Origin of the sequence: Paraburkholderia caledonica (assembly GCF_000383275.1) — a bacterium.
In the GTDB taxonomy this organism is placed as follows: Bacteria; Pseudomonadota; Gammaproteobacteria; order Burkholderiales; family Burkholderiaceae; genus Paraburkholderia; species Paraburkholderia caledonica.
This window is the reverse complement of the sequence record NZ_KB911044.1, coordinates 45,991-58,521: the sequence shown is the minus strand read 5'-3', so window position 1 is coordinate 58,521 and position 12,531 is coordinate 45,991. Positions and strand designations below refer to the sequence as shown.

Genomic DNA, 12,531 nt, shown 5'->3' with positions numbered 1-12,531 from the left:
GCTTCGCTCTTCGTATAAGAGCAATGTGAGGATAAAAACCACGACAAGCCCAATGCGCACTTTTGGGAACCTAACATTATAGCACGCACCGGTGAAGCTTTCTGGTATTCCCTGATAGCAAGCGCTGCGGCACCGACTCCCGCATGAGTAGATCTGACGTCTATTAGTCCTTGCCCCTACGCGAAAACGCGCCGATTCTTGCTTGAGCGCGGATATTTCCTTGCCTAAGCTGTAATAACGCTTGCCGCGTCAATCATCCGACTCTTATAATTGTGCCTAGTCAACCATTGCATTCGCACGAGAATCATGACGGAGCCGTCCACCACCCCAGCGCCTGAGATCAGCGAATACCGGCTAGGCGAAAGTGTCGGCTATCTGCTGTCGCGCGTGAAATCGACCATGTCGAACCTGGTAACCCAGCGCAGCATGGCGGAGCTTGGCATTACCAGTCAGCAAGGCAGCATCCTGTTCATGGTGGCGAGCGGGAAATGCCTGCTGGCGGCCGAACTCGCGCGCGAATACGGCATTGACGCAAGCGCCGTCACGCGCCTGATCGATCGCCTCGAAAAGCGCGGCCTGCTCACGCGGGTGCGCAGCAACGAAGACCGGCGCGTCGTGCGTCTTGCACTCACGCCCGAAGGGCATGCGATCGCGGCCAAAATGCCGAAGATCTTCAACGGTGTACTGGATGACCTGCTCTCCGGCTTTACCCCGGAAGAAGTGGGCTTTCTGAAGAGCATGCTGCGTCGCGTGCTGCTCAATTCTGGCGAACAAACGGGACTGACCCGTGATGCGGCAAGCAATTACGACAGCAAATCGTAAGAAATTGCTTGCAGCGTCCATCATTACATTCCACTCAAAGAGTCGAGCGATGAAATCCCCTTCCCTGTCCGCGCCCGCGTTTTCGAGCCGGGCCGCTGTCGCCGCCGCGGTGGCAGCGCTCGCCCTCACTGGGTGCGCGAACTACTTCGGTGTCAAAAGCGACAAGCAGATTTCGTCGCCGGCGCAATATGAGTCCACCCAGAGTCTCGCGGGCCAGAGCGGCCAGTGGCCGTCGCTCGACTGGGCCAACCAGTTCGGCGATCCGCAGTTGCCCAAGCTGATTGCCGAAGCGCTGGAAGGCAGCCCGTCGATCGCGCAGGCGCAGGCGCGTCTCGCAAAGGCGTCGTCGTACATCGAAACCTCGCGCTCGGCGCTTTACCCGAAAGTCAACGGCAGCTATTCGTGGACACGCGAACTGTTCTCGGGCAACGCGCTCTACCCGCCTCCGTACGGCGGCACCTGGTATAGCGAGAACAACGTGCTCGCGAGCGCTTCGTGGGATCTAGACCTGTGGGGCAAGAACCGTCAGCGCCTCGGCCAGGCTGTGTCGCAGGAAAAAGCGGCCGAGGCCGACATGCAGCAGGCGCGCGTGACGCTCGCGGCGTCCGTGGCGAGCACGTATAACCAGCTTGCCCAGCTCTATGCGCTGCGCGACATCGCCGCACGCGAAATCGCCAACCGCCAGGATATCGGCCGCATCACGAACGGTCGCGTTGCAGCCGGTCTCGATACGAACGTCGAGCGTCAGACCGCAACGGGCAATATCGCGTCGAGCCAGGCGAGCCTGAGCGATCTGGACGGCCAGATCACCGTGGTGCGTTATCAATTGGGCGCGCTGCTCGGCAAGGGCCCGGATCGCGGCCTGCAAATTGCACAGCCTGCGCTCGGCGTCGGCAATACAGTCGCGCTGCCGGACAATCTGCCGGCCGATCTGGTCGCGCGTCGCGCGGATATTGTCGCCGCGCGCTGGCAAGTCGAAGCGGCGATGCATGACGTCAAGGAAGCGAAGGCGGAATTCTTTCCGGACGTGAACCTCGCAGCCGGCTTCGGCTTCGACGCGTTCGGCTGGGGCCGATTCCTGACAGCCGGCAGCCGCCAGATCCAGTTCGGTCCGGCGATTCACCTGCCGATCTTCGACGCAGGCGCGCTGCGCTCGCAATTGAAGGGCCGTTATGCGGATTTCGAGCTGAACGTGGCGAACTACAACCAGACGCTGATCAATGCGTTGTCGGATGTCGCGACGCAGGTGTCGTCGATCCGCTCGATCGACCAGCAAGCGGGCGACGCTCAACGCGCACTCGACGCATCGACGAAGGCATACGAACTGGCCGTGATCCGCTACAAGGCCGGCCTGTCTCCGCAACTGCAGGTGTTGACCGCCGACCAGAACCGCCTTTCCGCCGAACAGACGGTTACCACGCTCAAGATGCGTCGCCGTGACATGCAGATCGGGCTCGTCAAGGCGCTGGGCGGCGGTTTCGACGCGACGCAGACAGGCCTGGTCGTGCCGACTGACGCGCCGGCATCGGCCGCAGCAGCATCCAGCTCGGCGGCACCGGTCTCCACGTCCGCGGCGGGCGTGTCATCCGCCCCGGCTGCGACCGCCGCTGTGAACTGACATGAACTGATCGCGCCGTCACGCAACTGTATCGACCGCAACAGACCACACACGAACATCCGAATAAACGACGACGTTTGAGAGAACCCGGAGCACATCAATGAGCACCCCCCAACAGCCCGCGGCTAACAACCAACCGGCACAGCCGAACAAACCGGCACAACCGGCGAACAGCGGCAAACGCAAGCGCATGATGACGCTGCTCGTCATCGTGATCCTGATCGCCGCGATCGCCTATGGTCTGTACTATTTCCTCGTGGCGCGCTTTCACGAAGACACCGACGACGCGTACGTGAACGGCAATGTCGTGCAGATCACGCCGCAAGTCACGGGCACCGTGGTCGCGGTGAACGCCGACGATACGCAAACGGTCAAGGCCGGCGACCCGGTCGTCGTGCTGGATCCGGCCGACGCCCGCGTCGCGCTCGATCAGGCAGAAGCGAATCTTGCGCAGACGGTGCGCCAGGTGCGCGGTCTCTTCGCCGACGACAACCAGTACCAGGCTCAAGTTGCGCAGCGCCAGTCCGACCTCTCGCGCGCTCAGGACGACTTGAAGCGCCGTCTGACGGTTGCGCAAACCGGCGCCGTGTCGCAGGAAGAAATTTCGCACGCACGTGACGCCGTCAAGAGCGCGCAAGCCGCCGTCGAAGCCGCTCAGCAGCAACTGGCATCGAACCGCGCGCTGACCGCCAACACCACGATCGCGAATCACCCGAACGTGCAGGCCTCCGCCGCGAAGGTCCGCGACGCGTATCTGAACAATGCGCGCAACACGCTGCCGGCACCGGTCACCGGCTATGTCGCGAAACGCTCGGTCCAGGTCGGACAGCGCGTCTCGCCGGGCACGCCGCTCATGGCTATCGTGCCGCTCGGCGCCGTCTGGGTCGACGCCAATTTCAAGGAAGTGCAGCTCAAGCACATGCGCATCGGCCAGCCGGTCGAACTGACGGCCGACGTCTACGGTTCGTCGGTCGTCTATCACGGCAAGGTGGTGGGTTTCTCGGCAGGCACGGGTTCGGCGTTCTCGCTGCTGCCCGCGCAGAACGCCACCGGCAACTGGATCAAGGTGGTGCAGCGTCTGCCGGTGCGAATCGCGCTCGATCCGCAGGAACTGGAAAAGCATCCGCTGCGTATCGGCCTGTCGATGCAAGCCGACGTGAGCATCAAGGACGAGAACGGCGGCCAGCTGGGCAACGCACAGAACACCGTCTATCAGACGGACGTGTTTGCTAAATATGGCGACGAAGCCGACGCGGAAATTGCTCGCATCATCGCGGAAAACGCCGGTCCGAACGCAGGCACGCATAAAGCCGCGCAGTCCGGATCCAGCAAGCCCGCATCTGCAAAACTGATGTAAGCCGCGCGGCGACTCATACAAGGCTTTCTGAATGGCTCAGGCTCAGGCGCAAGCCCCTCACCCGCCGCTCGAGGGCGCGCAACTGGTGATCGGCACCATCGCGGTGTCGCTCGCCGTTTTCATGAACGTGCTCGACACGTCGATCGCGAACGTTTCGATTCCGTCCATATCGGGCGACCTCGGCGTGTCGGCCGATCAGGGCACGTGGGTGATCACGTCGTTCGCGGTCGCCAACGCGATCTCCGTGCCGCTCACGGGCTGGCTCACTGACCGCATCGGCCAGGTGCGCCTCTTCATGGCGTCGATCGTGCTGTTCGTGATTTCGTCATGGATGTGCGGCCTCGCGCCGACTCTGCCCTTCCTGCTCGCCTCGCGCGTGCTGCAAGGCGCGGTGGCCGGCCCGATGATTCCGCTGTCGCAAACGCTGCTGCTCGCGAGTTATCCGCGCGCCAAGGCGCCGATGGCGTTATCGATGTGGGCGATGACCACGCTGATCGCGCCGGTCGCCGGCCCCATCCTGGGCGGCTGGATTTCGGACAACATCTCGTGGCCCTGGATCTTCTACGTCAATATTCCGGTCGGCGCGATCGCCGCGCTCGCGACGTGGATGATCTTTCGCAACCGCGATTCCGTCGTCAGAAAGGCGCCGATCGACGGTGTCGGTCTCGGCCTGCTGATCGTCTGGGTCGGCTCGTTGCAGGTCATGCTCGACAAGGGCAAGGACCTCGACTGGTTTTCGTCTACGACTATTGTCGTGTTGACGCTGGTCGCGGTGATAGCGCTTGCGTTCTTCATTGTGTGGGAACTGACGGCCGAGCATCCGGTGGTCGACCTGTCGCTCTTCAGCAAACGAAACTTCACGGGCGGCACCATTGCGCTGTCGGTCGGCTACGGGCTCTACTTCGGCAATCTGGTTCTGCTGCCGCTGTGGCTGCAAACCGATATCGGCTACACGGCCACCGAGGCCGGTCTCGTCATGGCGCCGGTTGGTCTCTTCGCCGTGCTGCTGTCGCCAATCACAGGCAAGGTCCTGCCGCGCACCGATCCGCGTTATATCGCGACGTTGTCGTTTCTCGTATTTGCGCTGTGCTTCTGGATGCGTTCGCGTTATACGACTGGCGTGGATACCTACTCGCTGCTACTGCCCACGCTGATTCAAGGCATCGGCATGGCCGGCTTCTTTATTCCGCTGGTTTCGATCACATTGTCCGGTTTGCCGGGTAATCGCATACCGGCGGCATCGGGTTTGTCGAACTTCGTGCGGATTATGTGCGGCGGCATTGGCACGTCGATTTTCCAGACGGCTTGGGACCATCGGACGATCATGCATCACGCGCAATTGACCGAGCGCGCCAACGCCTACAACCCGGTGTTCGACGAGTCGATCCGCCAGATGGGCGCTGCGGGTTTCAGTCAGCCGCAAGCGTATGGGCTATTCAATTCGATGGCCACGCAACAGGCCGCGCAACTCGGCGTGAACGACATCTTCTTCATTTCCGCCGGTATCTTCGTGGCGCTGATCGCGCTGATCTGGGTCACGAAACCGGAGAAGGCCGGCGGCGACGCCGGTGCCGCTGCCGCGGCGGCGCATTGATCTCGCGTTTCATTCCCTGATAGACGAGATGCAAAAAAGGCGGGGCCGCTTTATAACGGTCCCGCCTTTTTCATTGCAGCGGCGCAATCAGCTCGATTGAGTTGCCTGGCGAAAGGCGGATCTGACGCGCTTTCGGTTTGCGTGGCGGGACTAGTTCGCCGTCGTCACGACGAGGCGTTCAGGCGCGAGCACGCCCTCACCTTGTTTTGCGACGCCCAGCAGGCGCCCTTGCGCGGCGTAGACCCTCACGCGCTGCGCATTCGCCGCTTCACTGCTCAGACTCAGTTCGGACAGCTTCAGCCGTTGACCGTGCAAAAAGCGCCGCGTCGCGTCTTCGTCCAGATACACCGAGGGGAACGTCGACAGCAAGGCGTCGACCGGCTGCAACCACGCGTCACGCTCGCTTTCCGTTGCATCCGAAAGCGCGTCGAGCGTCACCGCATGCTCAAGCGTCAGCGCGCCGACGCCGGTGCGCCGCAGGGCAACTAGATGAGCCCCACAACCCAACGCCTCGCCGATGTCCTCTGCCAGCGTGCGCACATACGTGCCTTTGCTACAAGTGACGCGGAACGTCACATCGGGCAGCGCGCAAGCGAGCAACTGGAGCGAGTGAATCGTCACCTGGCGCCCTTCCCGCTCGACTGTCTGCCCGGCCCGCGCGTATTCGTAGAGCGGCTTGCCGTCTCGCTTGAGCGCCGAGTACATCGGCGGTACCTGAACGATTTCGCCGACAAATGCCGGCAGCGCCGCAAGAACCGCCGCCTCGTCGCACGTCACCGCGCGCGTGTCGACCGGCTCCCCTTCGGCGTCGCCAGTGGTGGTGCGAACGCCGAGGCGCATGGTGGCCTCGTAGGTCTTGTCGGCCTCGAGCAGATCTTGCGAAAACTTGGTGGCCTCGCCAAAACACAGCGGCAGCAGGCCGGTCGCGAGCGGATCCAGCGTGCCGGTATGTCCAGCCTTTTTAGCCAGATATAGGCGCTTCGCGCGAATCAGTGCGTCGTTGCTCGACAGGCCGAGCGGCTTGTCGAGCAGCAGCACGCCGTCGAGCGCGCGGCGCGGCACGCGGGGGCGTTGAGGTGCGGTCATGTGGGAAGACGGGTTTCTATGGAATCCGGAACAGCATATTGCGCCTTGACGACCCAAGCCTTGCAGCATGCAGCGTAGCGCGGCTCGGGATGCGTGCGCCGACTGCGCTTAGTCGTCTTTCGCGCGATTGGCGTTCGCCTCGTCAATCAGACGGGACATTTCAACGGCGCGCTCGATCGTCTGGTCGTAATGGAAATGCAGCGTCGGCACCGTGTGAATGTGCAGGCGCTTGAACAGCTGATTATGCAGATGACCCGCCGCATGCGTGAGCGCTGCGAGCGTCTGTTGAGGGTCGCCCGTCAACGTCGTGAAATAGACCTTCGCGTGTGCGTAGTCCGGCGTCAGTTCGACGCTCTGAATCGTGACGATGCCGATGCGCGGATCCTTGACCTCGCGCAGCAGTTCCGACAGATCGCGCTGGATCTGATCGGCGATCTGCACGTTGCGATTGGGTGAAGAACGTTTTTTAGGCATGGTGTTGTGTGATCCGTTTTGGCGGATGCAAAAAATTGGTTCGCGGCCGCGAAACTCGAAAAATCGCGGCATTCGCGCGGCGCGACGGCCGCGGACAGGCGAAACGGCGGCTCCAAAAAACAACGGGCGGAGTGGGCGTTGATGCCCGCTCCGCCCCTTGGAACCGTGCCGCGTGACTTACAGCGTACGCGCGACTTCGGTGACCTCGAAGACTTCGAACTGGTCGCCTTCGACGATGTCGTTGAAATTCTTGATCGACATACCGCACTCGAAGCCCTGGCGGACTTCCTTCACGTCGTCCTTGAAACGCTTGAGCGAATCCAGCTCGCCCGTGAAGATGACGACGTTGTTGCGCAACACGCGCACCGACGACGAGCGCTTGACGTAGCCGTCCGTGACCATACAGCCGGCCACCGCGCCGATCTTCGGCACCTTGAAGACCTGACGCACTTCGACCGTCCCGGTGACGACTTCGCGCTTCTCCGGAGCCAGCATGCCGGACATCGCGGCCTTCACCTCATCCACTGCGTCGTAAATGATGTTGTAGTAGCGAATGTCGACACCGTTGGCTTCCGCCAGCTTGCGAGCCTGCGCGTCCGCACGGGTGTTGAAGCCGATGATGACCGCCTTCGAAGCCGTTGCCAGGTTGACGTCGGACTCGCTGATGCCGCCCACGGCGCCGTGCACGATCTGCACGCGCACTTCGTCGGTGGAAAGCTTGAGCAGCGACTGCACCAACGCTTCCTGCGAACCTTGCACGTCGGCCTTGACGATGAGCGGCATGTACGCCACTTCGCCTTCGCCCATCTGCTCCAGCATGTTCTCGAGCTTCGCGGCCTGCTGCTTGGCCAGCTTGACGTCGCGGAACTTGCCTTGACGGAACAGCGCCACTTCACGCGCCTTGCGGTCGTCCGGCATGACGATGACTTCTTCGCCCGCCTGCGGGACTTCCGACAGACCCTGGATTTCGACCGGGATCGACGGACCGGCGGACTTGGTCGGCTTGCCGGTTTCGTCGAGCATGGCTCGCACACGACCGTAAGCGCTACCTGCCAGCACCACGTCACCGCGGTTCAACGTACCCGACTGGACGAGGATCGTTGCAACAGGACCCTTACCCTTGTCGAGCTTCGCTTCGATAACCAGACCCTTGGCCGGGGCTTCGACCGGTGCCTTCAGTTCCAGCACTTCGGCCTGGAGCAACACGTTTTCCAGCAGGTCGTCGATGCCCGCGCCGGTCTTGGCCGACACCGACACGAACGGCGAATCGCCACCGTATTCTTCCGGCACGACGCCTTCTGCGACGAGTTCCTGCTTGACGCGGTCCGGATTCGCATCTGGCTTGTCGATCTTGTTGATCGCGACGACGAGCGGTACGCCGCCTGCCTTCGCGTGGGCGATCGCTTCCTTCGTTTGCGGCATCACGCCGTCGTCGGCGGCGACCACCAGAATGACGATGTCCGTTGCCTTCGCACCGCGGGCACGCATGGCCGTAAAGGCCTCGTGGCCCGGCGTGTCGAGGAACGTGATCACGCCACGCGGCGTTTCGACGTGATAAGCGCCGATGTGCTGCGTAATGCCGCCGGCTTCGCCCGCTGCGACCTTTGCGCGGCGGATGTAGTCGAGCAGCGAGGTCTTGCCGTGGTCGACGTGACCCATGACCGTGACGACCGGCGGACGCGGCAATGCTTCGGCATCCGACACTTCGCCTTCGACCAGCATGGCTTCCGGATCGTCCAGCTTGGCCGCAACCGCGTGATGGCCCAGTTCTTCGACGATGATCATCGCCGTTTCCTGGTCCAGCATCTGGTTGATGGTGACCATCTGGCCGAGCTTCATCATCGACTTGATGACTTCAGACGCCTTCACTGCCATCTTGTGCGCCAGATCGGCCACGGTGATGGTTTCCGGCACGTGCACTTCACGAACGATCGGTTCAGTCGGCGCCTGGAACGTAGTGTTCTGGTCCTGATGCTTGCCCCGACCCTTCGGGCCGCCGCGCCAGCCGCGGTCGACGCCGCCGCTCGTATCGCCGCGCGTCTTGATTCCACGGCGCTTGGCTGCGTCGTCCTGCCAGCCGCCCTTGCCGCCCGGCTTCTTCTTGTCGCCAACGGACGGCGTGGTCGTGGCGGCCGGAGCCGCGGCAGCCGACTTCCTGGCAGCCGGACGTGCCGGCGCTTCGCCAGCCGGACGCGCCGGCTTGTGCAGCGTGCCCTTGGCTTCAGCAGCCTTGGCCGGCTCTGCGGGTTTCGGTGCCGGTTCCGGCGCCTTGACCTGCGCCTTGCGCGGCGTGTTCATCATTTCGCGAATCGCGCGCGCTTCGGCTTCGGCCGCCGCGCGGCGCTTGGCGATTTCTTCCTGTTCGGCACGCGCCTTTTCCGCAGCTTGACGCGCTGCATCTTCCGCCTTCTTGGCGGCTTCGCGTTGCGCGGCGCGCTCCGCAGCGGCTCGCTCGTCGTCCTGCTCAGTGTCTTTCGCGACGACCGGCTCCGCCGGTTTGGCAGGCGCCGTTTGGACCTTCGCAACTTGCGGTGCCGGCTGCGCCTTCTCGCGAGCTGCCGCCTCGGCCGCAGCCGCTGCGCGCTTCTTCGCCGCCTCTTCTTCGGCGCGACGGCGCTCGGCTTCCGCAGCCTGCTCGCGTGCCTGGCGCTCGGCCTCTTCGCGTTCGAGCTGCTCCTGACGCGCCTTCAGCTCCTGAGCCTGCTGCTCGAGCAACTCGGCTGCGTGCCGCGCTTCTTCTTCACGACGCTGAAGTTCCAGATCGTCAACTTCGGCGGCCTCGGCCACATGATTCGATGCATCTCCGCCATCAGCGGAGGTTTCGTCGCGGCGGACGAAAGTGCGCTTCTTGCGCACCTCGACCTGAATGGTGCGAGCTTTGCCCGTCGCATCGGACTGCTTGATCTCCGACGTATGCCGTTTCGTCAGCGTGATCTTGCGCTTGTCTGCATCAGTCGAGCCGTGAGACTTGCGCAAGTGGTCGAGCAGACGCGCCTTGTCCGTTTCGGACAAGGAGTCGGCTTCGCTCGCTTTTGTGACGCCTGCCGCCTGCAGCTGCTCGAGCAGCACGCCTGCAGGCATTTTCAGTTCCGCGGCAAATTGGGCTACGTTGTTACTCGCCATTCATTCCTCTTAATGCAAGGACCGATTCCTTGCGGTTAGCATCGGGTCATGCGGCCTGACGGCCGCGTTCAATTTAGTGCGCCATGGTCATTTCTCACTGGAACCAATGTTCACGTGCTTTCATGATCAACGCCTTAGCGGCATCCTCTTCCATTCCGGTCATCTCGACCAGTTCATCTACAGCCAGCTCCGCGAGTTCGTCGCGCGTCTGGATCTGATGTTCGGCCAGCTTCGCGAGCAGGTCGGCGTCCATACCGTCCAGGCTCTTCAGGTCGAGCGCCACATTTTCGACCTTTTCTTCATTCGCGATTGCCATCGTCAACAGCGCGTCGCGCGAGCGGTTACGCAGTTCGTGGACGGTGTCTTCGTCGAACGCTTCGATTTCGAGCATTTCGTTGAGCGGCACATAGGCAATCTCTTCGAGGCTCGTGAAGCCTTCGTCGATCAGGATGTCGGCAACTTCCTCGTCGACATCGAGACGCGCCATGAACAGGTCACGCAAAACGCCACGTTCCTGATTCTGCTTTTGTGCAGATTCGTCCGGCGTCATGATGTTGATCTGCCAGCCGGTGAGTTCGCTGGCAAGACGCACGTTCTGGCCGCTGCGGCCGATCGCGACCGCCAGTTCGTTTTCGTCCACGACGACGTCCATCGAATGCTTTTCTTCGTCGACGACGATCGATTGGACGGCTGCCGGCGCGAGCGCGCCGATCACGAACTGAGCGGGATCCTCCGACCATAGCACGATGTCGACGTTTTCGCCACCGAGCTCGTTACGCACGGCCTGCACTCGCGAACCGCGAATACCGACGCAGGTGCCGATCGGATCGATGCGCTTGTCATAAGCGACCACACCGATCTTCGCGCGCACGCCTGGATCGCGCGCCGCCGCCTTGATTTCGAGAAGGCCCTGTTCGATTTCCGGCACTTCCATCTCGAACAGCTTCATCAGGAATTCGGGCGCCGTACGCGACAGTTCGATCTGCGGACCGCGGGCGGTGCGATCGACCTTGGCAATATAGGCACGCACGCGGTCGCCCACGCGCAGGTTTTCCTTCGGGATCAGCTGGTCACGGCGCAGCAGTGCTTCCACACGGCCGGTTTCGACGATGAAGTTGCCCTTGTCGAGACGCTTCACCGAGCCGGTCATGATGTGCTCGCCGCGCTCGAGAAAGTCGTTCAGGATCTGTTCACGCTCAGCGTCGCGCACCTTCTGCAGGATCACCTGCTTGGCTGCCTGCGCGCCGATACGACCGAATTCGATCGACGGCACCGGTTCTTCGATGTATTCGTCGAGCTGGATTTCGGGCTTCTGCTCGCGTGCTTCGAACAGCAGGATTTCCTGATCGGGCTCTTGCAGACCGGCTTCGTCAGGCACCACTTTCCAGCGACGAAACGTTTCGTGCTCGCCGCTTTCACGGTCGATATGGACGCGAATATCCGCGTCTTCGTCGAAGAGTTTCTTGGAGGCCGAAGCGAGGGCCGCTTCGAGCGCGGCAAATACCACGTCTTTATCGACGTTCTTCTCGCGCGCCAGCGCATCCACCAGCATCAACACTTCGCGACTCATTGTTTGCGGCTCCTAAAGTCAACTTTCGGAACGAGGCGTGCTTTGTCCATGTCCGCGAGCGTGAAATCGAGCATCGCGGCGCCTTCCTTCCCTTCAAATTCCAGACCGATGGTCTCGCCTTGCGGAGCATGCAAAATACCCCGGTACGATTTCCGTCCGTCCAATGGCTTTTTCAATGTGATTACCACTTCGCTGCCTGCGAAGCGTTCAAAATCCGCCAGTTTTTTTAGCGGACGGTCGAGCCCCGGCGACGATACTTCGAGCCGCTCATAATCGATATTTTCGACCGTCAGTACGTGCTGGAGCTGACGCGTGACTTTCTCGCAGTCTTCGATCGCGATGCCGGCCGGCTGGTCGATATAAATACACAGCATGCCGCGCCCGGTGCGCTCGAGATCGACGAGCTCGTAGCCGAGTCCCACGACCGTGGTTTCAATCAGTTCCGTCAGTTGCACAGTGCCCTCTTAGATGTTCGCGCAGCGAGCCTGCCGCTTGTTCTGCAAACAACCAATGCGGGCCGCGCGCCTGGCCGGCGCACGTTCGTGCTACCCGAGATGACGAACCACGATGAACTGAGCGGCAAAAAAAAATGGGCTAAACGCCCATCATCTTATTACCGGTGGTCGCACCTGAGCCGCACATGAAAAGCCGCACGCCCAGCGACTTCGCGATTGTAGCCATTTTTCAGGACAAACGCAAACCGCAGAACGCCGTGCCAAGCGCATTTCCGCCTGATTTCATGGGGATCTTTGGACGATATGGCGACGCCTCGCGACTTTTGCAAGCTGGGGCGAGACAACCTGCCCCTACTTCCGCCTGCACAGCCCTCGTGCGTTACGTGTCCAAGCGTTTCCAGGCAACCGAAGACGTACACCGAGTCATGACGG

At 62.0% G+C, this 12,531-nt stretch carries 9 protein-coding genes; 4 read left to right on the top strand and 5 right to left on the bottom strand.

All coding sequences use genetic code 11. The annotated features are described in order from the left end of the window. Positions 1-306 precede the first annotated feature (306 nt). The 4 genes from H281_RS0126285 to H281_RS0126270 all read left to right on the top strand — a co-directional run bounded on the left by H281_RS0126285 (position 307) and on the right by H281_RS0126270 (position 5,391). Positions 307-822, top strand: a complete 516-nt coding sequence (locus H281_RS0126285; protein ID WP_020070122.1) for a MarR family winged helix-turn-helix transcriptional regulator — start codon at positions 307-309, stop codon at positions 820-822. Between the two features lie 49 nt (positions 823-871). Continuing rightward, positions 872-2,440 carry an efflux transporter outer membrane subunit gene (locus H281_RS0126280; RefSeq protein WP_020070121.1) on the top strand — a complete coding sequence of 523 codons (1,569 nt, stop codon included), beginning with the start codon at positions 872-874 and terminating at the stop codon, positions 2,438-2,440. A gap of 100 nt (positions 2,441-2,540) precedes the next feature. Next, positions 2,541-3,797 (top strand): EmrA/EmrK family multidrug efflux transporter periplasmic adaptor subunit, encoded by a 1,257-nt coding sequence (locus H281_RS0126275; protein WP_020070120.1) that lies wholly within the window; start codon positions 2,541-2,543, stop codon positions 3,795-3,797. A gap of 31 nt (positions 3,798-3,828) precedes the next feature. After that, positions 3,829-5,391 (top strand): DHA2 family efflux MFS transporter permease subunit, encoded by a 1,563-nt coding sequence (locus H281_RS0126270; RefSeq protein WP_020070119.1) that lies wholly within the window; start codon positions 3,829-3,831, stop codon positions 5,389-5,391. A gap of 150 nt (positions 5,392-5,541) precedes the next feature. Here H281_RS0126270 and truB read toward each other — a convergent pair whose 3' ends face one another. The 5 genes from truB to rimP form a co-directional block, all read right to left on the bottom strand. Next, entirely contained in the window at positions 5,542-6,477 is a 936-nt protein-coding gene (gene truB / locus H281_RS0126265; RefSeq protein WP_020070118.1) for a tRNA pseudouridine(55) synthase TruB, read from the bottom strand. A gap of 108 nt (positions 6,478-6,585) precedes the next feature. Then, positions 6,586-6,951 (bottom strand): 30S ribosome-binding factor RbfA, encoded by a 366-nt coding sequence (rbfA, locus tag H281_RS0126260; RefSeq protein ID WP_027777275.1) that lies wholly within the window; start codon positions 6,949-6,951, stop codon positions 6,586-6,588. Between the two features lie 177 nt (positions 6,952-7,128). Further along, positions 7,129-10,074: a translation initiation factor IF-2 gene (gene infB / locus H281_RS0126255; protein ID WP_020070116.1), complete on the bottom strand. Its 2,946-nt coding sequence runs from the start codon at positions 10,072-10,074 to the stop codon at positions 7,129-7,131. Positions 10,075-10,168: 94 nt separating this feature from the next. Then, a complete protein-coding gene (gene nusA / locus H281_RS0126250; RefSeq protein WP_020070115.1) occupies positions 10,169-11,644 on the bottom strand; it encodes a transcription termination factor NusA in 1,476 nt (491 codons plus the stop codon). Then, positions 11,641-12,099, bottom strand: a complete 459-nt coding sequence (rimP, locus tag H281_RS0126245) for a ribosome maturation factor RimP (protein ID WP_007182297.1) — start codon at positions 12,097-12,099, stop codon at positions 11,641-11,643. The genes nusA and rimP overlap by 4 nt, the downstream gene beginning before the upstream one ends. Between the last annotated feature and the right edge of the window lie 432 nt (positions 12,100-12,531).

Bases quoted from the DNA above. Each gene is read 5' to 3' on its own strand.
- infB (WP_020070116.1), bottom strand. From the start codon at position 10,074: ATGGCGAGTAACAACGTAGCCCAATTTGCCGCGGAACTGAAAATGCCT.
- H281_RS0126280 (WP_020070121.1), top strand. From the start codon at position 872: ATGAAATCCCCTTCCCTGTCCGCGCCCGCGTTTTCGAGCCGGGCCGCT.
- nusA (WP_020070115.1), bottom strand. From the start codon at position 11,644: ATGAGTCGCGAAGTGTTGATGCTGGTGGATGCGCTGGCGCGCGAGAAG.
- H281_RS0126285 (WP_020070122.1), top strand. From the start codon at position 307: ATGACGGAGCCGTCCACCACCCCAGCGCCTGAGATCAGCGAATACCGG.
- H281_RS0126275 (WP_020070120.1), top strand. From the start codon at position 2,541: ATGAGCACCCCCCAACAGCCCGCGGCTAACAACCAACCGGCACAGCCG.
- rbfA (WP_027777275.1), bottom strand. From the start codon at position 6,951: ATGCCTAAAAAACGTTCTTCACCCAATCGCAACGTGCAGATCGCCGAT.
- H281_RS0126270 (WP_020070119.1), top strand. From the start codon at position 3,829: ATGGCTCAGGCTCAGGCGCAAGCCCCTCACCCGCCGCTCGAGGGCGCG.
- truB (WP_020070118.1), bottom strand. From the start codon at position 6,477: ATGACCGCACCTCAACGCCCCCGCGTGCCGCGCCGCGCGCTCGACGGC.